Origin of the sequence: Halorarius litoreus (assembly GCF_024362405.1) — an archaeon.
Lineage (GTDB): Archaea > Halobacteriota > Halobacteria > Halobacteriales > Haloarculaceae > Halorarius > Halorarius litoreus.
On sequence record NZ_CP101454.1, the window covers coordinates 2673297 to 2697871 of the forward strand.

26 protein-coding genes are annotated in these 24575 nt (G+C 68.1%); 16 read left to right on the plus strand and 10 right to left on the minus strand.

The genetic code is table 11. The features are described 5' to 3' along the window. Positions 1-162: 162 nt before the first annotated feature. From NL126_RS13955 to NL126_RS13965, 3 genes are all read left to right on the plus strand, one after another. The gene (locus NL126_RS13955) at positions 163-996 is read left to right on the plus strand and encodes a hypothetical protein (protein WP_255195490.1); all 834 of its coding nucleotides are present in this window, start codon (positions 163-165) and stop codon (positions 994-996) included. A gap of 247 nt (positions 997-1243) precedes the next feature. Further along, complete coding sequence (locus NL126_RS13960; protein WP_255195491.1) at positions 1244-1819, plus strand: hypothetical protein; 576 nt, start codon at positions 1244-1246, stop codon at positions 1817-1819. Positions 1820-1859: 40 nt separating this feature from the next. After that, positions 1860-2420 (plus strand): hypothetical protein, encoded by a 561-nt coding sequence (locus tag NL126_RS13965; RefSeq protein ID WP_255195492.1) that lies wholly within the window; start codon positions 1860-1862, stop codon positions 2418-2420. Between the two features lie 24 nt (positions 2421-2444). Here NL126_RS13965 and sucD read toward each other — a convergent pair whose 3' ends face one another. Together sucD and sucC are read right to left on the minus strand one after the other, a co-directional pair. Further along, positions 2445-3317, minus strand: coding sequence for a succinate--CoA ligase subunit alpha (sucD, locus tag NL126_RS13970; protein WP_255195493.1), 873 nt, complete (start codon positions 3315-3317; stop codon positions 2445-2447). Then, positions 3314-4456, minus strand: a complete 1143-nt coding sequence (gene sucC / locus NL126_RS13975; protein ID WP_255195494.1) for an ADP-forming succinate--CoA ligase subunit beta — start codon at positions 4454-4456, stop codon at positions 3314-3316. Before sucC ends, sucD begins: the two co-directional genes overlap by 4 nt. 319 nt (positions 4457-4775) lie before the next feature. On the opposite strand from sucC, the gene NL126_RS13980 reads away from it, so the two are divergent. Beyond that, entirely contained in the window at positions 4776-7106 is a 2331-nt protein-coding gene (locus NL126_RS13980) for a S8 family serine peptidase (protein ID WP_255195495.1), read from the plus strand. A gap of 59 nt (positions 7107-7165) precedes the next feature. Here NL126_RS13980 and NL126_RS13985 read toward each other — a convergent pair whose 3' ends face one another. Continuing rightward, positions 7166-7837, minus strand: coding sequence for a glycerophosphodiester phosphodiesterase (locus tag NL126_RS13985; protein WP_255195496.1), 672 nt, complete (start codon positions 7835-7837; stop codon positions 7166-7168). A gap of 169 nt (positions 7838-8006) precedes the next feature. Here NL126_RS13985 and NL126_RS13990 point away from each other — a divergent pair, with 169 nt between their 5' ends. From NL126_RS13990 to NL126_RS14035, 10 genes are all read left to right on the plus strand, one after another. Then, positions 8007-8714 (plus strand): SDR family oxidoreductase, encoded by a 708-nt coding sequence (locus NL126_RS13990; RefSeq protein ID WP_255195497.1) that lies wholly within the window; start codon positions 8007-8009, stop codon positions 8712-8714. Positions 8715-8958: 244 nt separating this feature from the next. Continuing rightward, positions 8959-10281, plus strand: a complete 1323-nt coding sequence (locus tag NL126_RS13995; RefSeq protein WP_255195498.1) for a sodium-dependent transporter — start codon at positions 8959-8961, stop codon at positions 10279-10281. Positions 10282-10403: 122 nt separating this feature from the next. Continuing rightward, positions 10404-11258, plus strand: a complete 855-nt coding sequence (locus NL126_RS14000) for a response regulator (protein ID WP_255195499.1) — start codon at positions 10404-10406, stop codon at positions 11256-11258. Positions 11259-11325: 67 nt separating this feature from the next. Continuing rightward, complete coding sequence (locus tag NL126_RS14005) at positions 11326-12867, plus strand: acyl-CoA carboxylase subunit beta (protein WP_434084146.1); 1542 nt, start codon at positions 11326-11328, stop codon at positions 12865-12867. Continuing rightward, positions 12867-13091, plus strand: a complete 225-nt coding sequence (locus tag NL126_RS14010; protein ID WP_255195501.1) for a DUF8022 family protein — start codon at positions 12867-12869, stop codon at positions 13089-13091. The genes NL126_RS14005 and NL126_RS14010 overlap by 1 nt, the downstream gene beginning before the upstream one ends. 117 nt (positions 13092-13208) lie before the next feature. Next, on the plus strand, positions 13209-15038 hold the full coding sequence (locus tag NL126_RS14015) for an acetyl-CoA carboxylase biotin carboxylase subunit (protein ID WP_255195502.1): 1830 nt from the start codon (positions 13209-13211) through the stop codon (positions 15036-15038). A gap of 213 nt (positions 15039-15251) precedes the next feature. Next, complete coding sequence (locus tag NL126_RS14020) at positions 15252-15503, plus strand: DUF8028 family protein (RefSeq protein WP_255195503.1); 252 nt, start codon at positions 15252-15254, stop codon at positions 15501-15503. Positions 15504-15650: 147 nt separating this feature from the next. After that, on the plus strand, positions 15651-15845 hold the full coding sequence (locus tag NL126_RS14025) for a hypothetical protein (RefSeq protein WP_255195504.1): 195 nt from the start codon (positions 15651-15653) through the stop codon (positions 15843-15845). 73 nt (positions 15846-15918) lie between these two features. After that, on the plus strand, positions 15919-16227 hold the full coding sequence (locus NL126_RS14030; protein ID WP_255195505.1) for a NifU family protein: 309 nt from the start codon (positions 15919-15921) through the stop codon (positions 16225-16227). A 39-nt stretch (positions 16228-16266) separates the two neighbouring features. Further along, positions 16267-17199: a biotin--[acetyl-CoA-carboxylase] ligase gene (locus tag NL126_RS14035; RefSeq protein WP_255195506.1), complete on the plus strand. Its 933-nt coding sequence runs from the start codon at positions 16267-16269 to the stop codon at positions 17197-17199. On the opposite strand, the gene NL126_RS14040 is transcribed toward NL126_RS14035, so the two are convergent. Continuing rightward, a complete protein-coding gene (locus NL126_RS14040) occupies positions 17196-17336 on the minus strand; it encodes a hypothetical protein (RefSeq protein WP_255195507.1) in 141 nt (46 codons plus the stop codon). The two genes, NL126_RS14035 and NL126_RS14040, sit on opposite strands and share 4 nt — an antisense overlap. Before the next feature lie 54 nt (positions 17337-17390). Continuing rightward, positions 17391-17834: a universal stress protein gene (locus NL126_RS14045; RefSeq protein ID WP_255195508.1), complete on the minus strand. Its 444-nt coding sequence runs from the start codon at positions 17832-17834 to the stop codon at positions 17391-17393. Positions 17835-17974: 140 nt separating this feature from the next. On the opposite strand from NL126_RS14045, the gene NL126_RS14050 reads away from it, so the two are divergent. Then, positions 17975-19066: an aminopeptidase gene (locus NL126_RS14050; protein ID WP_255195509.1), complete on the plus strand. Its 1092-nt coding sequence runs from the start codon at positions 17975-17977 to the stop codon at positions 19064-19066. Here NL126_RS14050 and NL126_RS14055 read toward each other — a convergent pair whose 3' ends face one another. The 5 genes from NL126_RS14055 to NL126_RS14075 all read right to left on the minus strand — a co-directional run bounded on the left by NL126_RS14055 (position 19067) and on the right by NL126_RS14075 (position 24016). Then, positions 19067-20101 (minus strand): amidohydrolase family protein, encoded by a 1035-nt coding sequence (locus NL126_RS14055; RefSeq protein WP_255195510.1) that lies wholly within the window; start codon positions 20099-20101, stop codon positions 19067-19069. It lies immediately after the preceding gene. Then, a complete protein-coding gene (locus NL126_RS14060; RefSeq protein WP_255195511.1) occupies positions 20098-21324 on the minus strand; it encodes an HD domain-containing protein in 1227 nt (408 codons plus the stop codon). The genes NL126_RS14055 and NL126_RS14060 overlap by 4 nt, the downstream gene beginning before the upstream one ends. Positions 21325-21380: 56 nt before the next feature. Then, positions 21381-21827: a hypothetical protein gene (locus NL126_RS14065; RefSeq protein ID WP_255195512.1), complete on the minus strand. Its 447-nt coding sequence runs from the start codon at positions 21825-21827 to the stop codon at positions 21381-21383. Between the two features lie 62 nt (positions 21828-21889). Beyond that, the gene (locus NL126_RS14070) at positions 21890-22810 is read right to left on the minus strand and encodes a TIGR03571 family LLM class oxidoreductase (protein ID WP_255195513.1); all 921 of its coding nucleotides are present in this window, start codon (positions 22808-22810) and stop codon (positions 21890-21892) included. Between the two features lie 54 nt (positions 22811-22864). Further along, a complete protein-coding gene (locus NL126_RS14075) occupies positions 22865-24016 on the minus strand; it encodes an HD domain-containing protein (protein ID WP_255195514.1) in 1152 nt (383 codons plus the stop codon). Between the two features lie 214 nt (positions 24017-24230). On the opposite strand from NL126_RS14075, the gene NL126_RS14080 reads away from it, so the two are divergent. Next, positions 24231-24500 carry a hypothetical protein gene (locus tag NL126_RS14080; RefSeq protein ID WP_255195515.1) on the plus strand — a complete coding sequence of 90 codons (270 nt, stop codon included), beginning with the start codon at positions 24231-24233 and terminating at the stop codon, positions 24498-24500. The last annotated feature ends 75 nt before the right edge of the window (positions 24501-24575 follow it).

A 24575-nucleotide genomic window follows, 5' to 3' on the forward strand; every position in this document is an offset into this window, starting at 1 on the left:
GTACGGCTCCCCGGTCTCTCCCGCCGCTACCGCAGTTAAAGGCCCACGAGTACACGGCGTCAGACTGATAGTTGGGCCGGGAGCAACGCCAGTAGAGACACGCGAAACCATCTACGTGTTTATGCGTGTGGTTTCGAATGTGGAGCCAACTACGGGACGGACATGACTGACATACCAGAGTGGGACGACGACACCGACCAACCCGAGACGTCGGGGTCGGAGGGGACGCCCGAACGGGAGCGGGCGTTCGACTTCGACTCGTGGATATCGACCGGGGAGTCGGGGAGCGAGGCGAACCGGACGCCGGACGAGCCAGTCGACGCGGAGGGGGCCGACTTCTCGTCGGTCGGCTTCGACTTCGACGGGTGGCTCGCTGCCGGTGCGACTGACGAGGCGACGAGCGAACCCTCGCCGGAGGCGGTCGAGGCCGCCGCCGAGGAGTTCGAACTCGAGGCCGGCGGCTTCGACTTCGCCGGCTGGCTCGGTGAGGGTGCCGCGGCCGACTTCTTCGGCAGTGGTGCAGCAGCCGGCGCCGCCGCGACGGCCGACGACGAGCCGACCGAGAGCGGACCGGGCATCGCCCTCCCGACGCTCCAGTTCGGGTCGCCGAACCTGAAACTCGCGATGCTCGCGCTGTTCGCCGTCGGCATCGTCGCCGCCAGCATGTCCGTGGCGGCGACCGCCGGCCTGTTCGGGTTCGACGGCCCTCAGCGCGTCGAGCCCGCCGCGCCCGCTGGCACGCCGACACCCTCCCCATCGCCGACGCCGCAGCCGACGGCCTCGCCGACACCGTCGCCGACGCCGACCGCGTCACCGACGGCCACGCCGACCGCGTCACCGACGCCAACACCGTCGCCGACGCCGACGGCGACTCCCACACCGACGCCCACGCCCACGCCGACGGCGACTCCCACGCCGACGCCCACGCCGGAACCGACGGCGACCGAATCGGGCGGTGACGACGACGGCGGGCTCGTCGGCGGCATCCTCGGCTGACCCGCTGGCTCACCGCTGACCCGTCGATTTTCCGTGTTGTACCCAGCTTTTCGTTATCCCACGGCAGCCAGTGGTACCGCTTCCGTCTCGGCTGGCTCTCTTGCCGTTCCGCGAGGTCACCCGGACGTTGCGTGAGGCGGGGGCGCTGGCGCACGCGCCGGTTCGGTGGCTAGTGTCGACCGGTGACCGACGACTGGTCCCGCTGTGCCCGACACATCGTTTATCTCGGCTGGCCGTCGACTGCCGGATGCTCAGTCGCCCCGAGCGGCGGACGGCCGCGTTCCTGGTCGCACTCGCGGTCCTGTCGCTCGCTGGCTGTTCGGCGCTGTCGCCGGGCGGTGCGCCGACCGCCTCCCCGACACCCGAGCCGCCAGACATCGCCGTCACGGTCGCGAACGACGGGACGGGTGCGGCGACCTACACCGTCACGTTCGGCCTCGTTCCCGGGCGCGTCGACGCAGTCCGCGAGACGACCGTCGGCGGCGAGACCCGACTCGTCGAGAACCTCACGGCGCGGGCCGGGGCGAACCTGTTCCGCCCGACGGACGTGGTCGCGGTCGACCCGGTCGGCGACCTCGACGTCGAGGGCGAGTTCACGCTCCGGGCTGGCGACCGCGTGACCGGCACCATCGAGGACCCGCCGCGGGCAGCGACCCTGTTCGTCTACGCGCGCTCGGACGACCGCGTGGTCGCGTGGGGGAGCGCCGACTGCGGCGACGACGAGTCGCTCACCGCGGTCGACTTCTCGGTGGACGACCGCGGCCCCGGGCTCTCCATCGGCTGTACGTTCCGGGGGCTGCCGGAGTCGGGCGGTCGCGGGTAGCGCCCCCGGATACTTGTCCCTCGCCTGTGACGTCGGGGCCGTGCGCGTCTCCTCCCTCCTGTGTTGCTGTCTCGTGGTCCTCGCCGGCTGTTCGGTCGGGCAGGCTCCCACGACGCCCGTTCCCGAGACGAGTGATCCCCCCGAGCAGCCGACGGCCACCCAGCGGTCCCCCGAATCGACGCCGGGGCCGCTGCAGCTCAACGTCACGAACGGCGCGAGTTCGTCGTACACGTTCACCGTCGGCGTCGTGAATCGGAGCGTCGACCGCGTCAGGCTCACCTTCGAGAACGGCTCCACCCGAACGGTCGAGGTGCCGGTCGACGGCATCGCACGGGTGTACGGCTACGACAACCTCACCAAGGCCGTGCCGGTCGGCGGCCAGGAAATCGTCCGAACCTACCAGCTCACACCCCGGAGCGGTGCCCGGGCCGATATCGCCCCGCCACCGGTCGGCGGCGCGGTGTTCCTCACCGCGGTCGGCGCGGACGGCTCGGTCGACCACTTTGCGGTCCTGACCTGCGACCGGGGCGAACGGCTCCGGGCTGTCGACTTCTTCACGACGCAACAGGGCGTCGGGGCTGGCGTCGGCTGTTCGCGGTAGCGAGCCGAAAAACGAGCGGGAGATTTAGAGGAAGCTCTCGATGTGGTCGGCGACCTCGTTCGGCGTGTCACCGACCGGGACGCCCGCGTCGTTGAGCGCGGAGATCTTCGATTCGGCAGTGCCCGTGCCGCCGCCACCGGAGACGATGGCGCCGGCGTGGCCCATCCGCTTGCCCGGGGGTGCGGTGCGGCCCGCGATGAAGCCCGCGACGGGCGTGTCCATGTACTCGGCGATGAACTGGGCGGCCTCCTCCTCGTCCTCGCCGCCGATCTCGCCGCACATGGCGACAGCCTTCGTGTCCGGGTCGTTCTCGAAGTACTCCAGCGCGTCGACGAAGTCCGTCCCGATGATGGGGTCGCCGCCGATTCCAATGGCGGTGGTCTGTCCGATGCCGCGCTGGGTGAGGTTGTCGACGACCTGGTACGTCAGGGTACCCGAGCGGGAGACAAGGCCGACGTCCCCCTCCGAGAAGATGTTGCCCGGGAGGATGCCGAGTTTCGCCTCGCCGGGGGTGATAATGCCGGGACAGTTCGGCCCGATGAGCACCGTGTCGGTCTCCTTCAGGCGCTTGTACACCTTGGCCATGTCCTGCTGCGGGATGCCCTCGGTGATGGCGACGACGAGGTCGACGGACGAGTCGAGCGACTCCATCAGCGCATCAGCCGCGAAGGCGGGCGGGACGAACACGACCGAGGCGTTGGCGTTCTCCTCGCGGGCGGCCTGCCGGACGGTGTCGTAGACGGGGATGCCGTCGACGTCCTGGCCACCGCGGCCGGGAACCGCACCGGCGACGATGTTCGTGCCGTACTCCATCATCTGGCCGGTGTGGAACTTCCCTTCGCCACCCGTAATGCCCTGTACCACGACGCGCGTGTCGTTGTCGACTAAGATGCTCATTGTTCGTCCTCCGCGTATTCGACCGCACGCTGGACGGCGTCCTCCAGCGTCGACTCGACGGTCACGAGGTCGGTGTTGAGAATCTCCATCCCCTCCTCGGCGTTCGTACCGGCGAGTCGGACGACGACCTTCTTGGGAATCTCGTCGAACGATTCGAGGGCTTCGTTGATGCCCTTCGCGACCTCGTCGCCGCGGGTGATGCCACCGAAGATGTTGAAGACGACGCTGTCGACGTTCTCGTCGGAGAACACCATGTCGAGCGCGTTCGCGACGCGCTCGGCCTTCGCGCCGCCCCCGATGTCGAGGAAGTTGGCGGGCTCACCGCCGAAGTAGTCCACGAGGTCGAGCGTCGTCATCACGAGCCCCGCGCCGTTGCCGATGATGCCGACGTTGCCCGAGAGGCGGACGTAGTCGAAGCCGTACTCGTTGGCCTTCGCTTCGAGTTCGTCCCCGGCGGCCTCGTCTTCCATCTCCGCGAGGTCAGCGTGTCGGAACAGTGCGTCGTCGTCGATGTTCATGACGGCGTCCGCACAGACGACCTCGTCGTCGCTCGTGACCATCACGGGGTTGACCTCGATCTCCGTGGCGTCCTTGTCGTCCCAGAGGTTGTAGAGCGTCGTGAGGACGTTCGCGACGTCCATCGCGACGTCACGGTCGACGCCGGCGTCGAACACCGCGCGCCGCGCCTGATACGGCTGGAGCCCGAACGCGGGGTCGACGTGTTCGCGCGCGATGGCGTCGGGGTTCTCGGCGGCGACCTCCTCGATGTTGACCCCGCCCTGCGTCGAGACCATCGCGACGGGTTTGCCCTCGTTGCGGTCCATCGTGACACCCACGTAGAGCTCGTTGACGAAGTCGACGGCCTCCTCGACGAGCACGCGGTCGACGTGCAGGCCCTTCAGGTCCATCCCGAGGATGGCGTCGGCGGCCTCGCGCGCTTCCTCGTCGTTCTCGACGAGCTTGATGCCACCGGCCTTCCCACGGCCTCCCACCTGTACCTGGGCCTTGATGGCGACGGGATAGCCGACCTCACTCGCAGCCTCCAGAACCTCGTCGGTGGTGGCGGCGAGCTTCGATTCCGGGACTGGCAGCCCGGCGTCGGCGAAGATTCCCTTCGCCTGATACTCGTGAAGCTTCATTCCGTTTGGACCGACCTTCGCGGCCCGCTTAAATCCCGCTATATTTGTGTGGGAGGCTGTCGCACTCGAGCTGTCAGCCGGCGGGTTCGTCCCTGCGCGCCCGGCTAGGTGACCGCCATTCCGCCTAGACGGAGGACCGGCGTCGTACGCAGTCGGGACAGCGACGACTCGTCTTCAGGACGCACCCGCGCCGAGTACCCAATGAAGGACCGACGTGACCGACCACGGTCGTGCCAACCGGTGTCATGGGGTTTCGCGGCCGTTTTGATGGTTTTGTCAGAATCCGTTTTAGGTGTCCATCGGACGGCGAACCATGGACATGGATAGACGGACCGTCCTGAAGAGTACCGGTGCGGCTGCGGGCGCGTCGCTGTTCGCGACGACGGGCGCGGCGGCCGGCGTGACCAACATCGACAGTTCGTTCGACCTCTCGAGCGACGACGTACTGGAGGCGCTCGTCGTCTTCGAACCGGATGCGGACTACGGCGTGTTAGACCGGTTCGACCTGCCGGTCGGCTACCACGCGATGGAGGCCGTCGACATCGTCTACACGAAGGCCGTCGGGTCGGAACTCGAACGTATCGCGGGGCTCCAGCAGGTCCGCTACGTCGAGGCCAACAAGGAACTCGAGTACGAGAACGGGGACGCCCAGATCGCCACGGGCGCGGGCACGGTGCAGGACCGGTTCGACCTCGGCTACACTGGTGACGGCGTACACGTCGCGGTCATCGACTCCGGCGTCGACGCCTACCACCCGGACCTGCAGGACCGCCTGCGACACAACTACCAGTTCGTCGACCCGCTCGCCGCGAGTGGAAGCGCGATGTGGCAGGACGCCGGCACCGCCGACACCGACGACATCGGCCACGGCACGCACTGTTCCGGCTCCATCGTGGGTGAGGGGAACCAGAACGCCACGTACGAGGGGATGGCCCCCGACGCGAACCTCACCGTCTACTCGACGGGCGCGGGGCTGTTCATTCTCAACGCCGTCGCGGCGTACAACCACCTGCTGGAGAACCACGCGCCCGGCGTCGCGGAGGGCGACGAGGTCGTCCGTCTCACCTCGAACTCCTACGGTGGCTCCGGTGGCAACGACTTCAACCCCGCCGGTGCCCAGGAGACCGCGACGTTCCGCGCGTTCGACGCCGGCATCACCGTCGTCTCCTCGGCGGGCAACTCCGGGCCGGGAACGAACACGCTCGGTGGCGCGAAGACCGCCCCGCACATCCTCTGTATCGCCGCGAGCCACGACGGCCAGGGCGAGTCGGGGATGGACGCGACCACCCGCCCCACGGACTTCTCCTCGCGCGGCCGCACGGCCGACTACGACCAGGGGGAGGGCGCTCGCTGGGACGAGTTCCCGAACGGTAGCGGTGGCTACACCGCCGAGGACCGCGTCGCGGCGCTGGAGAACGTCAAGGCGTTCCACGAGGCTGACCTCTCGGCCGGTGCGGAGGTCACGACGAAGTCCGAGGACTTCACCGCAGGTCCGGGCGTTGACGGGAGCGTCGCCGCCGACGAGGCGCAGGCTGGTTCGCCCACCTACGTCTCCATCACGACCGAGTCGGCGACCGGGTTCATCGAGGCGAGCATCTCGTGGACCCCGCCGGGACAGGACCTCGACATCAACCTCCGCGAGGGCGGCCAGGACGGCAACGTCGTCGGCTCGGCGGCCACGCTGAGCAACCCGGAACAGCTCAACGCGCAGGTTGAGCCCGACCAGCAGTACACGTTCGAAATCATCCCGTACGCAGCCGTGCAGGCGACGGGCACCATCGACATCACGGAGCGGGAGGCCCCCGACTCGGTTCCGACGGGGCCGTTCGGCGTCTACCGCCCGAGCGTCATCGCACCCGGAAGCGGCGTCATCTCGACGATGGGCGCCTCCGCGTTGAAGGCGCTGGAGGCGAGCTACGGTGCGACCCCCGACGAGACCGGTGCGTTCTACTCCGCGCTCTCGGGCACGTCGATGTCCTGCCCGATCACGTCGGGTGTCGTCTGTCAGGTCATCGAGGCGTACTACCGGAACCACCCCGAGGGCCAGTTCCCCTCGCCCGAGCAGGTCATCCGGTTCATCGAGGCTGGCGCGAGCCCCGACGCCGAGAAGGACTACACGCCGTACAACGCTGGCGCCGGTCTCGTGAACGCCGTCGAGTCGGTGAACCACGCGATCACGGAGGCGCAGGGCGGAATCGCGCCGGCGTTCGCCGACATCGACCTCGCGACGCCTGGCGCGTTGGAGTTCCTCTCGGCAAGCGGCTCGCGGACGGACGACGGCCAGCTCTACACTGGCGGCCAGACGAACATGGTGACGGTCACCGTCGACTCGCTGAGCCACGAGGTCACCGCCGCGCGCGAACTCATGCCCGACGGGTGGACGGTCGTCGGCACCGGCGAGGGCGTGACCGCCGAGGACGACGGGACGACGGTGACGTTCGACGTCCCGACGGTCAACGAGGCGACTGCCGACGACGAGTCGGCGTCCTTCACCTACTTCGTCGAGGCGCCGTCGGGTTCCCAGCAGACGAACTCCTACACGTTCGGGGGCGTTCAGGTCAAGTCCGACCAGACCGACGACGACGGGTTCGTCACGGTCGCGGGCACCTCCAGCACCGAGTACGTCGTCGGCCCGAGCACGAACCTCTGAGGCGACGCCACCGCCGTCTATCCGTTCACCGGTTTCACTGGTCGCCGTGAACGCGCCGCCTACAGCTCCAACTCGGGGAGCACGTCGGCGCGGTCGGCGATGACACCGTCGACACCCAGCTCGGGGAGCCGTTCGGCTTCCGCCCGCTCGCGGATCGTCCAGACGTTGACGCTCATGCCCGCAGCGTGGGCGTCGCCGACGAGCCGCTCGTTACAGCAGTCCAAGCTCGGGTGGACGAAACAGCAGTCGAGGTCCCGGGCGAACTCCATCGCCTGCTTCGGGTCGTCCTCGAACAGATAGGCTCGCGGGATGTCGGGGTCGGCGCCGCGACAGCCTTCGAGCTCGTTGGCGTGGAACGACGAGACCGTGATCTGCGGGTCGACCCGGTGGGCGAGCCGGACCACGTCGCCCGCCAGCCCCACGTCCTTCAACTCGACGTTGAGCCCGACCGTCGGCGGCACGAGGTCGACGACCTCTTCGAGGGTCGGGACGCCCTCGCCGGTGCCGAGCACGTCGAGCGCGCGGAGTTCGGCGAGACTGTGTCGACACACCGCGCCCGACCCATCCGTAACGCGGTCGACGGTGGGGTCGTGGATGACGACCAGCTCCCCTGTGTCGCACCGCCGGACGTCGACCTCGACCTCGTCGGCGAACTCGACGGCGGCCTCGACGGCTTGGCGGGTGTTCTCCGGGTACTGACCGGCGAAGCCGCGGTGTGCGATGAGCCGCATCTATCTCTCCACCATCGTCTCGCGGCTAAAGGGTTGTCGGACGTGACGGTCCGCGTGGACGTTCGAGCCTCGGGGTACGACCCTCGATCGTGGGCGAAGGTAGGTACCGACGGCCACCTCTGAGCTGTCGAGGTGGACATTTATCGGGCTCGCGACCCACCACCGTAGCATGTCCGTTGAGTTCGACTTCTCGGAGCAGGTGGTACTGGTGACCGGCGTGAGCGGCGCGCTCGGGAGCGCGGTCGCCGCAGGGTTCGTCGACGCGGGCGCGACCGTCTGTGGGGTCGACGTGCGTGCGCCCGACGCCGAGGACGCGCTGCTCGACCCCGGCCTCGTCGACTCCTACGAGGCCGACCTCACCGACGAGTCGTCGGTCGAGGAGGCCGTCGCCGCGATCGTCGACGAACACGGGCGACTCGACGCGCTGTGTAACATCGCCGGCACGTGGAAAGGTGGGTCGCCGCTCGACGAGACCGACGCCGGCCAGTTCGACCTCCTGATGAACGTGAACCTCAAGACGATGTTCCTCGCCTCCAAGCACGCCATCCCACACCTCCGCGAAACGGGGGGAAGCATCGTCTCGGTGTCCGCCCGCTCCTCGCTGGAGGGTGGCGAGGGCGACGGCATCTACCGCGCGTCGAAAGCGGGCGTTCGGCTCCTCACCGAGACCATCGCCGAGGAGAACAGGGGTACGGTGCGGGCGAACGCGGTGATGCCGTCGGTCATCGACACGCCGATGAACCGCGAGATGATGTCGAGTTCCGACTTCTCGAAGTGGGTGAAGCCCGAGGAGATTGCCAAGGTGGCGATGTTCCTTTGCTCTGACGCCGCCAGCGTGACGAGTGGGGCAGCCGTGCCCGTGTATGGTGAGGCATGAACCACCCACGGCTGCCCTCGTGGTAGCCGCGTGGTGAGCGTCGAGTCGAGGCATGAACCACCCACGGCTGCCCTCGTGGCAGCCGCGTGGTGAGCGTCGAGTCGAGGTATGAACCCCCCGACGGGCGCTCACGTCACCTAGATGAATATTCGTCCAGTTTCTCACGTATAGGGCGTTAGATGTTACCAATCGCTCGGTGTCTTCGAGTTGTTTATGAGTTGGTGTCCGGTACGCCGAGCCAGAAATGGCGAACAGAGAGACGTGGGCGACTCGACTCGGGTTCATCCTCGCGTCGGTCGGAAGCGCAGTCGGTCTGGGGAACATCTGGCGGTTCCCGTTCCAGACCGCGACCAACGGCGGTGCCGCGTTCCTGCTGGTGTATCTCGTCGCGGTCGTCGTCATCGGCCTCCCGGCCATCCTCGCGGAGTTCGTGGTCGGTCGTCGCGCCGAGATAAGCGCCATCGGGGCGTTCGACAAACTCGGCCATCCGGGGTGGCGCGCCGTCGGGGCACTCGGCGTGTTCGGCGGCTTCTGGACGCTGTCGTACTACAGCGTCGTCGGCGGCTGGGTCGTTCGCTACGTCGGCGCGAGCGTCACGGGTGGCTACGTCGGCAACCCGGCGGAGTACTTCGGGGCCATCTCGGCCGGCCCGGAAGCCATCGTACTGCACGCGGTGTTCATGGCTATCACCGTGGGTATCGTCGCGTACGGCATCGAGGGTGGCATCGAGAAGGCGACGCGGCTGATGGTGCCGAGCATCGTCGTCATCCTGCTCGGACTCGCGGCGTACGGCGCGACGCTCCCCGCCGCGACCGAGGCATACGACTACTTCCTGAGCCCGAACCTCGGGGTCGTCATCGACAACGCCCCGAGCGTCATTCCGGCGGCGGTGGGGCAGGCGCTGTTCTCGCTGTCGCTCGGCTTCTCGGTGATGATCACGTACGCGTCGTACATCGGTGACGACCAGAGTCTCGGCGTGGACGGCGCGACCATCGCGGCGACGAACACGTTCATCGGCGTGCTCGCCGGGCTGGTCGTCTTCCCGCTGCTGTTCGCGCAGGGCGTCTCCCCCGAGACGTCGGGGCCGGGTGCGGTGTTCATCGCCGTCCCGACCGCGCTGGCCGACGCCGGCATGCTCGGTCGGGTCATCGGGCTGGCGTTCTTCGTGGTCGTGCTCATCGCCGCGCTGTCGTCCGCCATCTCGCTGCTCGAGGTGGTCGTCTCGTATCTCGTCGACACCCACGGCTACGAGCGAAAGCGCACGGCCGTGTTCCTCGGCGGTGTCGTGTTCACCCTCGGCCTCCCGTCGGCGTGGAACACCGCGTGGCTCGGCTGGTTCGACAGCATCGCGGTCAACCTCCTGCTGCCCGTCTCCGTCATGCTGCTCGTCTTCTTCGTCGGCTGGGTGATGGCCGGCGACGCCGTCGACGAACTGCGGACGGGCGCGGCGGACTCGCTCTCCGACCTCGCGCCGGTCTGGCTGTGGGCGCTCCGTACGGTCGTCCTACTCGCGGTCGTCGGCACGGTCGCGCTCAGCCTGTTCGAGCTCACCGGCGCGCCGGTGTAACTGTCGGCGGGTAGCTATCTCGTACCACGGTCCGTAATCGACACCAGTCGTCCGGTTTCGACGTTCGTTTCTCCTGTCAGAGCGCTGCATACGTTTATTATCCTAGACCGCGAGTAGGGTGCATGAAACGGAACAGTTCGATTACCGTGGTCCACCTCGACGACGACGGGGACATCCTCGAATTGACGCGCGAGTTCGTCGAGCGGAACAACGAGCGCATCACGATGGAGGGGTATCTCGACCCCGAGAGCGCGCTCACCCGCATCTTCGAGGGCGACGTCGACTGTGTGGTCACCGACTACAAGATGTCCACCATGGACGGGCTCGGGTTCCTCCGCGAGGTCCGCGAAACCGACCCCGCGCTGCCGGTCATCTTCTTCACGGGGAAGGGGAGCGAGGAGATCGCGAGCGAGGCCATCTCACTGGGCGTCACCGACTACCTCCAGAAGGGGACGGGGTCCGAGCAGTTCCAGATCCTGGGCAACCGCATCGACTCGCTGGTGACGCGCCGGCGTGCCGAGCAGCGCGCCGCCGAGGCCGACCAGCGCATCCGCCAGATCTACGAGCGTATCACCGTCGCGTTCCTCGGGCTCGACACCGACTACCGCATCACGTACATGAACACCCACGCCGAGTCGCTGTTCGAGGCGGACCACGGCGAGTTCGAGGGGGCACGACTCTGGGAGGCGGTGCCGTCGCTCGCCGACTCGCCGTTCGAGACCGAACTCCGTCGCTCGATGACCGACCAGGTCGACACCCACTGTGAGGGTGACGCCGACATCGGGACCGAGCACAAGCACCTCCACATGCACGCGTACCCCAGCGAGGACGGCATCAGCGTGTTCGTCGACGACGTGACCGAGGCCGTCCACCGCGAGGCCGAACTGGAAGACCTCCGGAACGAACTCGAAATCACCGAACAGCAGTTCCGAACGCTCCGACAGAAGCTCTCGCGACCGGTCAGCCCGTTCCGTTGAATCCCGGAACGCCTTTTTGAGTCGCCCGCACAGTGCCACCAATGAACGCGCGGTGGTCGGCGTGACGATGGACGAGAAGACTGACAAGCTCCGCGAGCGGAAAGCCGAGGCCCGGAAGGGCGGCGGCGAGGAGCGAATCGAGAAACAGCACGAGAAAGGCAAGCTCACGGCCCGCGAGCGCGTCGACTACTTCCTCGATGACGGGACGTTCCAGGAGTTCGACATGCTCCGCAAGCATCGGAGCACGAACTTCGACATGGACGAGAACCGCCCCGCTGGCGACGGCGTCGTCACCGGCTACGGCGAGGTCGACGGCCGCAAAGTGTTCGTGTTCGCCCACGACTTCACCGTTTTCGGCGGCTCCCTAGGCGAAGTGTTCGCCGAGAAAGTCTGCAAGGTGATGGACCGCGCCCTCGAGACGGGCGCGCCCATCATCGGGCTCAACGATTCGGCCGGCGCGCGCATCCAGGAGGGTGTGAACTCCCTCGCCGGCTACGCCGACATCTTCCACCGCAACCAGAAAGCCTCGGGCGTGGTCCCACAGATCAGCGCGATCATGGGCCCGTGTGCCGGCGGCGCGGTCTACTCGCCTGCCATCACCGACTTCATCTTCATGGTCGAGGAGACGAGCCACATGATGATTACCGGGCCGGAAGTCATCAAGACCGTCACGGGTGAGGAGGTCACCTTCGAGGAGCTCGGTGGCGCGAAGACCCACACCTCGAAGTCGGGCGTGGCGGACTTCGCGGAGCCCGCCGAGGAGCAGGCGCTCGACGACATCCGCCGCCTGCTGTCGTACCTGCCACAGAACAACGTCGAGGACCCGCCGCGCGTCGAGCCGTGGGACGACCCCGAACGGGACTCGAACGTGGCGGACATCGTGCCGGACCAGCCGCAGAAACCGTACGACATCGTCGACGTCATCGACGGCGTCGTCGACGAGGGGTCGTTCTTCGAGTGCGCGGAGGGGTACGCGCGCAATCTCGTGACCGGGTTCGGCCGCCTAGACGGTCGCTCGGTGGGTGTGGTCGCGAACCAGCCCCGCGTGAACGCCGGGACGCTCGACATCGACGCCTCGTTGAAAGGCGCGCGGTTCGTCCGCTTCTGTGACGCGTTCAACATCCCCATCTTGACGTTCGTCGACGTCCCGGGGTTCATGCCCGGGAAGGACCAGGAGCACGGCGGCATCATCAAACACGGTGCGAAACTCCTCTACGCGTACTCGGAGGCGACGGTTCCGCTCATGACGGTCATCACGCGGAAAGCGTACGGGGGTGCGTACGACGTGATGGCCTCCAAACATCTGGAGGCGGACGTGAACTACGCGTGGCCGACGGCCGAAATCGCCGTGATGGGCCCACAGGGCGCCGTCAACATCCTGTATCGGGACGAGTTGGCCGACGCGGACGACGTGGAGGCGCGGCGCCAGCAGCTCATCGACGAGTATCGCGAGGCGTTCGCGAATCCCTATACGGCGGCCGAGCAGGGGTTCGTCGACGACGTGTTGGAGCCGGCGGACACGCGACGGCGGCTCATCGCGGACCTGGAGATGCTCGACTCGAAGCGTACCGACCAGCCGAGCCGCAAGCACGGCAACATCCCACTGTGATGCTGGTCCCGGACGACGCCGACGAGGAGGAGGCCGCCGCCATCGTCGCAGCACTGACCACGTACCTCAACGAGGCGGACGAGGAAGACGAGGTGCCCTCGTGGGAGGGCGCACGCTGGCAGTTCGCGGGGCGGGTGTCGGCGCTCCAGCGCCGCGAGGTTCGCGTTCCCTCGTCGGCTCCGAGAGACGCCTGGACCGCCAGCGGGCGCACCGACCGAATGTAGGCGCCCGGCAGCCCTCGGCCGCTGTCCTGCGACTCGTGCAAAAACGAAAAACGAGTTTCGAGTTTCTAATTCGCCGTAACCGATAGAATAAGGTGAGCGCCGGGGCCACATCGGCGTATGTTTGACAAGGTACTCGTCGCAAATCGGGGCGAGATCGCCGTGCGCGTGATGCGCGCGTGCGAGGACCTCGATGTCGGGACCGTCGCTGTCTATAGCGATGCGGACAAACACTCGGGACACGTCCGTCACGCGGACGAGGCGTACAACATCGGGCCCGCTCGGGCCGCGGACTCGTACCTCGACCACGAGGGGGTCATCGAGGCTGCCGAGAAGGCGGGTGCCGACGCCATCCACCCGGGCTACGGCTTCCTCGCGGAGAACGCCGAGTTCGCCGAGAAGGTCGAGAACACCGAGGGAATCACGTGGGTCGGCCCCGCCTCGCAGTCGATGGAACAGGCCGGCGAGAAGACGAAGGCCCGGAAGATCATGCAGGCCGCCGACGTACCCATCGTCCCCGGGACGACGGACCCCGTCACCACCGTCGAGGAGGTCCACGAGTTCGGCGAGGAACACGGCTACCCCATCGCCATCAAGGCAGAGGGTGGCGGTGGTGGCCGCGGGATGAAGGTCGTCCGCGGGCCCGAGGAGGCCGCGGAACTCCTCGAGACGGCCCAGCGCGAGGGTGAGGCATACTTCGACAACGACTCCGTCTACCTCGAACGCTATCTCGAGAACCCGCGGCACATCGAGGTCCAGATTCTGGCCGATCAGCACGGCAACGTCCGCCACCTAGGGGAGCGCGACTGTTCGCTCCAGCGCCGTCACCAGAAGGTCATCGAGGAAGGGCCGTCGCCGGCGCTCACCGACGACCTCCGCGAGCAGATCGGCGAGGCCGCGCGCAGAGGGGCGGACGAGGCGAACTACTACAACGCCGGCACGTTCGAGTTCCTCGTCGAGGAAGACCCTGATCGGGAGCCCGGCGAGCTCCTGGGAGCGGACACGAACTTCTACTTCCTCGAAGTGAACACGCGGATTCAGGTCGAGCACACCGTCACCGAGGAGCTGACGGGCATCGACATCGTGAAGTGGCAGCTGAAGGTCGCCGCCGGCGAGGAGCTCGACTTCTCGCAGGACGACGTCGAACTCGAGGGACACGCCGTCGAGTACCGCATCAACGCGGAGAACGCCGCCAACGAGTTCGCGCCCGCGCAGGGCGGCGAACTCGAGACGTACGACCCGCCGGGCGGCATCGGCGTCCGGATGGACGACGCGCTCCGGCAGGGCGACGACCTCGTCACCGACTACGACTCGATGATCGCGAAGCTCATCGTCCACGGCGGCGACCGCGAGGAGTGTCTCGCCCGCTCGAAGCGCGCGCTCCGCGAGTACGACATCGAGGGAATCCACACCATCATCCCGTTCCACCTGATGATGCTGGAGAACGAGGAGTTCGTCGGTGGCACGCACACGACGAAGTACCTCGACGAGACCCTCGACGAGCTTCCGACTGCCGAGTACCAGGAGCAGTACGGCCCCGAGTCCGTCGGCGGCGCCGGCAAAGACGAGGAGACGGTCACCCGCGAGTTCACCATCGAGGTGAACGGCAAGCGGTTCCAGGTCGACTTGGAGGAGAGCGGCGTTCCCCAGCAGGCCGCCCAGCGGCCCGCCCCCAGCGGTGGTGGCGGCTCCTCGTCGTCGGGTGGCGGTGGTAGTTCCCCGTCGGTCTCCGCGGACGGTGAGGTCGTCACCGCCGAGATGCAGGGCACTATCCTCGAGGTGAACGTCGCGGAGGGCGACGAGGTCGCCTCGGGTGACGTGCTGCTCGTCCTCGAAGCGATGAAGATGGAGAACGACGTGGTCGCGGAGTTCGGCGGTACCGTCACCGAGATCGCCGTCGAGGAAGGCCAGTCCGTCAATCAAGGCGACCCCCTGGTCGTCCTCGACTGAGTCGGGCGCGGGCCCGCTCGTCGCCGCGCACGACACACTAGTTCTTCGGCTGATACACCAGCACCCAGTGATATCTCCCTGCTCGCAGGCAGACTGGACAGTAGCTGATAACTACTCGTCTCCGAGTGGTGGAAATCGCCATCAAATCCGCTGTATTCCGTAAGAACGGTTAATCCGGTATGGTCGTCTTACTCGACTGTCGAACCTACCCACATGTCAGGAAACACACTCACACCATTCTGGCCCGACGTTCGGGCCGGGCTCACGAAACGCCTCACGTCGGTCATCCGGGGGACGGCGTTCTGGATCGCCACCTTCCTCCCGCTGTCGTACATCAGCCTCGCGGTGCTCGACCCAATCAGGTTACTCGACCCGCGGCTGTTCGGCACGCTCGTCTCCGTCAACATCCTCGCGCTCGTGCTCGGGCACGGCTACGGCGACGAGGAGTCGGAACCGTCGAACTGAGCCCGGTAAGCGGAGATTACCCTCCAGAATCGCCAACTGGATCCCGCGCGTCACGGGGTCGCGAACGACTCACATCTTCCACCGGTGCCACGCGGCCGTGTGTGGTGGAACACGGTCGTTTTGTAGTCCGGTCGCCTCCGTCGCGGTATGCGTGACCTCCTCGCGTCCGGGCCCGCGCGGGCTGGCGTGTTCTTCGTCGCAGCGTTCCTCGTCGCGTCGGTCGGTGGACTCGCCCTCGGTGACCTTCGACAGGGCGTGACGACGGGGCTGACGGTCGGGCTCGTCATGGCCGCCTTCGGCTACTTGTTCGTCCGGCCGACCGAGGCAGCTGACGGGGAGTGAGCGGTCAGGAGGGAAGGCACGAAGGGGGCGGCCGGGGCGCGAACGCTATATCTCCCGGCCACCAACCTCGCACATGAGTGTCGACACGGCCCCGACGGAAGACGAACTCCGCGAGCAGGTCTCCCGGTTCATCCAGCGCAACTTCCCGCAGATAGCGATGCACGGCGGCAGCCACGCCATCCAGCACCTCGACGCCGAGGCGGGCGAGGTGACCATCGCACTCGGCGGGGCGTGCTCCGGTTGTGGCATCTCGCCGATGACCGTGCAGGCGCTGAAGGTCCGGCTCACCCAGGAGATACCCGAAATCACGACCGTCCACGCCGAGACAGGCATGGGAGGCGACCCCGAACCCCGTCTCGGCGGGAGCGACGCCCCGTTCTGAGGTGAGAACCCTCAAGGGCCGCGTGACCGAACCCCCGCCATGCAGCCGACGCGACGCCGCGTGCTGGAGGCGCTCGCCGACGGGCCGGTGACGGGTCCGTCGCTGGCCGACGACCTCGGGGTCTCCCGGGCGGCGATATGGAAGCACGTCGAGGCGCTCCGCGAGGCGGGGTTCGCCATCGAGGACTCGGGTGACGGCTACGTCCTCGAAGCCGTCCCCGAGTACGGGGGTGCCGCCATCGAGTACGGGCTCGACGCCGCCTTCGACGTGGAGTTTCACGACGAGCTCGACTCGACGAACGCTCGGGCCCGCACCCTCGCTGGTGGGGGCGCCGAGAACGTGGTCGTCGTCGCTGCCCACCAAACCGGTGGCCGAGGACGGCTCGACCGTGAGTGGTCGTCGCCGGAGGGCGGTATCTACGCCTCACTGGTGATTCGTCCAGACGTGCCGCCTGCGAGCGCGCCGGCGTACACGCTGGCGGCGGCGGTGGCGGTTGCCGAAACGGCACGGGAGTTCGGCGTCGACGCACGGATCAAGTGGCCGAACGACGTGCTGGTGGCGACCGAGGAGGGCGAGAAGAAACTCTGTGGCATCCTCACCGAGATGGAGGGTGAGGCCGACCGCGTCTCGTGGGTCGTCGTCGGCATCGGCATCAACGTGAACGTCGCGGCCGCCGACCTCCCCGAGACGGCGACGAGCGTGCAGGAGCAGGCCGGGGCGGTCGAGCGCCGCGCGTTCCTGCAAGCGGTCGTCGAGCGGTTCGACGACCTCAGAGACGACCTCGACGCCGTCCTGCCGGCGTGGCGCGAACTCGCCAGTACGCTCGGGCGGGACGTCCGCGTCGAGACGCCCGGTGGCGTGGTCGAGGGTATCGCGACCGACGTGGAGTTCCCCGGTACGCTCCTCGTCGAGACCGACGACGGCACCCAACGGGTGACAACGGGCGACTGCGAGCACCTGCGGCCGCGCTAGGCCCGGAGCACTTTGTAGCCGAACGGCACCGTCGCGACGAGTACGAGTACGCCGAGCCAGAGGTTGAAGAGCAGTGCGACGGCTCCGAGGACCAGGAGCGTGCCGAGGGCGGTGGCCTTGTTCTTGACCGTGAACATACCCGTTCGTTCAATCGGACAGACAAAACTGTGCGCTCCGTGACGGCGGTCGATTCACGCCTCGCCGACGCGGACCGTGAGGACGGGTACCTCGGAGGCGCGGACGACGCGCTCGGCGACGCTCCCGAGGAGGAGCCGACTCACGCCGCCGCGGCCGTGCGTCCCCATGCAGATAAGTGAACAGCCGCCGCGGTCGGCGTAGCTGACGATCTCGTGGGCGGGATTGCCTTCGAGCATCGCGCGGTCGACGTCGACGTCGGGGGCGGCCTCCCTCGCGGCGGATTCGGCGGCGTCGAGCGCCCCCTCCCCCTCCTCGCGGAGCATCTCGGAGACGCCCTCCCACGAGGTCTCCATCGGGAGGTTCGCCACCGCGGCGGTGTTGACGACGTACACCAGTTCGAGCGAGGCCTCGTGGAGCTCGGCGAGCCGTGCGGCGTGCTCGACGACTCGGCGCATCCCCTCGGACCCGTCCGTCGGGACGAGTATCCGGTCGTACATGCTATCGAGTGGCACGCGGAGGGGAGATTAACCTCTTTCGGGGGACTCCACCGTCGAAGCGACCGACCGGAGCGAAACTGGTTCCACTTTCACTCCGGTCGTGGCGGATCGTTATCACCTCTCCGGCAGTCGGTTTTTCCATGGACCCCCGTGTTCACACCCACGCCGAGACGCTCGTCGACCACTGCACCGACGTCGGCCCCGAGGACGACGTCCTCATCAAGGCCCCTGCGCTCGCCGAGGACCTCGTCGTCGCCCTCTACGAGCAACTGGGCGAGCGCGGTGCCCGCCCGAAGACGACCCTCAGGAGTCGGCGGGCCGGTCGCGCGTACGCTCGGCAGATGGACGAGGCCGACTTCCGGACGAAGGAGCACGCGCTCGCCGAGATGGAAGCGACCGACGTGGTCATCATGGTGCAGGCGGGGAGCAATGCCGCCGAGACGAGCGATATCGACCCATCGAAGGCCGCCGCGTCCAACCGCGCGAACGGCCCCGTCCTCGAGGAGCGACTGGACTCGACCCGGTGGGTCATCACCCAACACCCGACGGCTGCGGACGCCCAGCGCGCCGAGTTGAGCACTGAGGCGTGGGCCGACACCGTCTACGACGCCATCGACCGCGACTGGGCGGCCCAGCGCGACCGCCAGCAACGGATGGCCGACCGCCTCGACGCGGCCGACGAGGTCAGACTCAAAAGCGGCGAGCACACCGACGTCACGATGTCCGTCGCGGGGACGGTCGGCTGTAACGACTACGGCAAACAGAACCTCCCCGGCGGCGAGGCGTACACGTCGCCGGTGCCGGACTCCGTGGAGGGGACGGTCCTGTTCGACGTGCCCATCGTCCGCAACGGTCGCGAGATTCGGAACGCCCGGCTCACCTTCGAGGGCGGCGAAGTGGTCGACTACGCGGCCGAACGAGGCGAGGAAGTCCTCTCGAGCGTGCTGGAGACCGACGCGGGCGCCCGGCGCGTCGGGGAACTCGGCATCGGGATGAACCGCGGCATCGACGCGCCGACGGGGTATGTCCTGTTCGACGAGAAGATGGGTGATACCGTCCACCTCGCGCTCGGCAACGCCATCGAGGAAGGGGTCGGAGACGGCGCGTTCAACGAGAGCGCGACGCACGTCGACCTCATCGTCGACATGTCCGAGGACTCCGTCATCGAGGTCGACGGCGAGGTGATTCAGCGGGACGGCGTGTTCTGGTTCGAATCCGGTTTCGAGGCGTGATTACGACCCCGGCCGCTCCAGCACGACGTCTTTCACGTCACTGACGCCGGCACGCCGGACGACCGCCCTGACGGGCTCGCGCGCGCCGGTGAGGTTGTGCGAGTCGCCGTCGAGCACGAACAGGCACGCGTCTTTCCCCTCCTCGATGACGCCACAGTTCAGCCCCGCGATGTCCGCACCGTTCACCGTCGCCATCCGCAGCACCTCGTCGGCCGGGAGCTCGGCGTGTTTCGCGGTGAACTCCATCTCGCGGAACATCGACGGGGAGTTGAGCATGACGTTGTCCGTGCCGAGCGCGAGCGTCGTCACCTCGGACAGGCGCTCGAACGGCGGGAGCCCGACCTTCGTGACGAGGTTCGATCGTGGACAGCAGACGATGGGGGTTCCCCGGTCTGCAACCCGTTCCAGGTGCATCTCCTCGGGGTGGACCATGTGGACGAGGAAGTCCGGGTCGAGGTCGAGCGCGCCGTCGATGTCGTGGGGGTCACGCTCGCCGGCGTGGATGCCGAACAGTTTGCCGGCGTTGCGCGTCGCGTTGCGCTCGCGGTCGAAGTCCGCGTCCCGCGCCCCGCTCGCACCGTAGCCGTCGCCGGCTTCCATCGCCGCCACGGAGCCCCGGCCGAAGACGACCGGGTCGACTGGCACGTCGCTCGCGGCCTCCCGGAGCTGTTCGACGCCCTCGACGCCGCCCTCGCGGAACTCCAGAAAGGCGGCGGTCCCCGACTCCTGCATGAACTGAATCGAGCGACGCATCGCGCTCACGAGCTCGGTGTGGCTCGCCGCCCTGAGAAGTCGGTGTTTGAGTCCGTCCGGCGGCGCGACGAGTTCGTCGAGCGAGAGCCCGCCGCCGGCCTCCTTCGCGATGGAGTCGCCGATGTGGGTGTGGGCGTTGACGAACGCCGGGACGACGATGTCCGTCGACTCCGTATCGGTCTCCTCGACGGCGGTGATGCGGCCGTCCTCGACGACGACGCGGCCCGCTATCGGTTCCATCTCGCGGCCCCTGATGACGGTCCCTTCGAGTGTTCGGCTCATGCTCCGTACTCGTCGAGCGTCTGGTGAATGCCTTTTCGAACGTCGACGACGAGCGCGTCGAGGTCGAGCCCGAGGACGGTCTCGGCGGCCCCGCCGACCGCGTCGGTGGCGCCCTCGGGGGCGTACACGCCGAGTCGCCACTGTTCGTGCTGGGCCTTGCGGAGCGCGCCGACGAGCGTGGACTGCGAGCCCAGCCGTCGCACCTCGCCGTTGACGACGACTTGCGTCGTCGACTCGGCCATCGCCGGTCGGCCCGGGATGTCGAGGATGACTTCGTCGGGCGCTACGTCGGCTGCCGCGGCGATATCGCGTTCGAACTCGAGGACAGCGTCGTGGTCGGCGTCGATGAGCTCTTCGGGGACGTCCGGCCACTCGGCCCACACCGCGCGCTTGAACAGGTCGCGCTCGGTGAGCCGGCGAGCGTATTCGCTCGTGGGCTCGTGTGTGCGAAGGGCGACCAGCAGGTCGTGGTCGTCCATCCGGCGGAACTCGGTCGGGGCGACCGCCCCGTCGGGACCGACGAGGGCGTCAGTCGCCCGCCGGAGCATCGCCTTCGAGATGCGCGCGACGTGGTGGGAGTAGACGGTGGGGTTCATGAGTGCCCGCGCGAGCAGGAGCGACTCGGCCGTCTGGACGTTCCCCTCTCCCAACACGAGCTCGCCGACGACGAACCGCAGTTCGCGGACGAGGCGGCCGTGGTCGATGGTGCCGTAGGGGACGCCGGTGTGGTGGGCGTCGCGCACGAGGTAGTCCATGCGGTCGACGTCCAGCTCGCCCGAGACCAGCTGCCCGAGTTCACCCTCGCCGGCGATGAGGTCCGCGACCTTCGCGGGCTCGAGGTCGTGTTTGATGAGGACGCGCTCGACCTCGCCACCTTCGAGGAGGTCGTGGACGTCGTCGTGTTCCTTCCCGGTGTGGCGTTCGAGGACCTGTTCGGTGTTGTGCGAGAACGGGGTGTGGCCGACGTCGTGGAGGAGCGCGGCGGCTCCCACCCGCTCGGCCTGTCGCCCCTCGATGCCGAGGTGGTCGAGCGCCTCCGTCGCGAGGTGGTAGACGCCGAGCGAGTGTTCGAACCGGGTGTGGTTCGCGCTCGGATAGACGAGTTCCGCCGTCCCGAGCTGCTTGATGGCGCGGAGCCGCTGGACGGGCGGCGTGTCCAGCAGCTCCGCCGCGACGCCCTCGACCGAGATGTGGTCGTGGACGGAGTCCTTGATGGTCGGCATTGGGGGGCCTTCGGCGGGATGTGGTAAAAACTCCGTGTCCAACCGCCTCGTGTCCCTCAGGCGTGGACGACGTCGATGCGGTAGTGGTCGAACGCGTCGACGTCCGTGTCGAGTTCCGCCGACCGGGTGGCGGTTCGCGTGGTGCCCGACGTGTTCGCCGGCACCTGTTTGTAGACGTCGTGTAACTGGTCGCCCTCGGCGTCGAAGAAGTAGACGAACAGGCCGATTGGATACGGGGTCGCGTCGCCGACCGGCTGCAGTTCGAGCGTCACCGTGACGATCCACGCGGGCGGGTCGTCGCGGCGGTAGGTGTGGTGTGATTCGACCGCGACATCCGTGGTGCGGTGGTTCTCGACGTGGCCCGACGGCGTGCTGGGAGTCGACGACCTTGTCCGCGATTCCCTCGGCGAGGTCGTCCCCGCCCCGCCGTCGATGCCGGTGAGACAGCCGGCGAGGAGCCCACCGCTGCTCGCTGCGACCGCGAGGAGTGCTCTGCGGCGCATGTGCCCTCGTGCTGATCTCGACGGAAAATGTCTTCTGGTGGGTACAGGCAGCGTTTCACCGCTCACAGCCGGTCGAGCACCTGGTCGGCGAAGCGCGTCAGCCCGGCCTCGGGGTCGTCGCCGCCCGCGGAGACGAGCACGTGGTCGACGCCCCAGTCGTCGAGTCGTCGGAAGTAGTCGACGAACCACTCGCTGCCCGCGCGGTAGCCCTGGTGGACGGGTTCGGGGTCGGCCGTGGGGTCGTCGGCGAGGTCGGTGCGGACGACCATCGCGTACGGCTTCGCGCCTGCGACGTCGCGCCAGTCGTCGAGATACGAGTCGAGCGTCTCGTCGGGGAGGTGGTAGAACAGCCAGCCGTCGCCGTGCTCCCCGAGCCAGTCGAGCGACTGCCGGGAGTGGCCCGTCGGCAGGAGCGGTACGGTCTCTTCGGTCGGCTTCGGGACGAGGTCGAGGTCGCCCGAGAGTTCGCCCCACTCGCCGTCGCGCTCGGGGAACTCCTCGCGCCAGACGGCCCGGAGGGTCGCCACCGACTCACGGAACCGCGCACCCCTGTCGTCGCGGTCGACGCCGAACGCCGCGTACTCCGGGTCGCGGTCGCCGGTCGCGACGCCCATGACGAACCTCCCCTCCGAAAGCCGGTCGAGCGACGCCGCCTCTTTGGCGACGTGTAGCGGATGACGAAGGGGAAGAACGACGCTGGCGGTGCCGAGCGCGATGTCGTCGGTGTGCGCCGCGGCGTAGCCGAGCCACGTCCACGGGTCGAACGTCTGCCCGGCGTCACCGAACCGCGGCCAGTACAGGGGCACGTCCCGCGCCCACAGGGCGTCGAATCCGAGTGATTCGGCGTGCGCCGCCAGTCGCATCTCCTCGGCGGGGTCCGGGCGTGCCGTGCGCGCGCCGGTGAGCGGGAAGCCGACGCCGACGGTGAGGTCGTCGCCGCCGAACAGCCGCTCGTAGCCCGCGTTCCGGTGGCCGGTGGTCACGGTCGGAGTCGGGCGGCCGGACACATGGCTACTGCGGTCGCGCCGGGTCGAAGACTACGGCAGTCCGAGGACGCCGCGTGCGGCCTCGTGGACCGCGTCGACCTCGTGCTCGGGCGCGTACACGCCCAGTCGCCACTGTGCGCGCCGCGTCGCGCGGAGTGCTCCCACCATCTCGGAGGCCTGTTCGAGCCGCTGGACGACGCCGTCGACCACCACGCGGGAGCGCGACTCCTTCAGTTCGGGCCGCGAGGGCACGTCCACGAGCACGGCCTCTCGGTCGACACCCGCCGCTTCGGCGATTTCGCGGGCGGCGGCGCGCTCGTCCTCGCGGTCGAGTTCGGTGACGGCGTCGGGGACGCGGTCGATACCGGCCCACACCGCCCGCTTGTAGAGGTCGCGGCGTTCGATGCGCCGGCCGAGGTCGGGCACCTCGCGGCGGAGCGCGACGAGCAGGTCGTGGTCGGCCATCCGGCGGAACTCGTCGACGGCGAGGTCGCCCACCAGCAGGCGCTCGCAGGCGCGTTCGAGCATGGCCCCCGCGATGCGCGAGACGTGGTGGCGGTAGACGATGCCGTCCATGAGCGCCCGCGCGAGTAGGAGCGACTCGGCGGTGGCGACGTTCCCCTCCGCGAGCACGAGGCGGCCGTCTCTGTATCTGAGTTCGCGGACGAGGCGGCCGTGGTCGATGGTGCCGTAGGGGACGCCGGTGTGGTGGGCGTCGCGCACGAGGTAGTCCATGCGGTCGACGTCCAGCTCGCCCGATACCAGCTGGCCGAGTTCGCCCTCGCCGCGGACGAGTGCGGCCACGCGGTCGGGGTCGAGGTCGTGGCGGTCGAGGACGCCGACGAGGTCCGTCTCGTACAGCAGGTCGCCGAGTTCGTCGTGATCCGTGCCGGTGTGGCGGCGGATGACCTCTTCGGTCTGGTGGCCGTACGGGCCGTGTCCAACGTCGTGGAGGAGTGCAGCCGCGCGAACGTGCTCGGCTCGCTGGCCCTCGATACCTAGCGAGTCGAGCGCGTTCGCAGCGAGGTGATAGACGCCCAGCGAGTGCTCGAACCGGGTGTGTGAGGCCGAGGGGTAGACGAGGCGGACGGTGGAGAGCTGTTTGATGTGACGGAGTCGCTGGAACGCCTCGGTGTCCAGCAGGTCCGCAGCCACGGGATCGAGCGAGATCCAGTCGTGGACGGAGTCCTTGATGGCGTTCATGGCCCCGCGTTCGGGTAGGGGTAGCAAGTGGGTTCGGGTTTGACGGGTCGCTCCGGGCCCACGGGCGTCGCGTCGGTAGTCCCATCTTACGTGAGTCGTCGCTCCCTTCCGACCGTCGGTAGTCTGCCCGTTCTCTCTCAGGTCACCCATTACAATCGGGTCTCGGGAACTACACGGGAGTGGCTCGTATCTGCGTCCAGCATCCGAGCCCCCCATGTCCACCCACCCCTCTGCGACTCCGCCCGCGGTCGATCACGAGACGGTCTCGTACGCGGACGTTCGCGCCGTGATTTTACCGGAGGGACCGGACCACTACGAGGTGGATCTCGCCGACGAGACCACCACCGCCCATCACGCCGTCGAGCGGGTCGTTCTCAACAACACGGTCGTGCGGTTCGACGACCCGCTGTGGTTCATCGACGTCAACGTCGACGTGGGACTCCCGCTGTACGACCACGGCGACACCGTCTGGGTCTGGCTCTGAGCCAGCGGCGACAGCTCTCCCCGGCACCGAGCGGCGCGGCGGTTGCTCGCCGACCGCCGGCGACGAAACCCACAA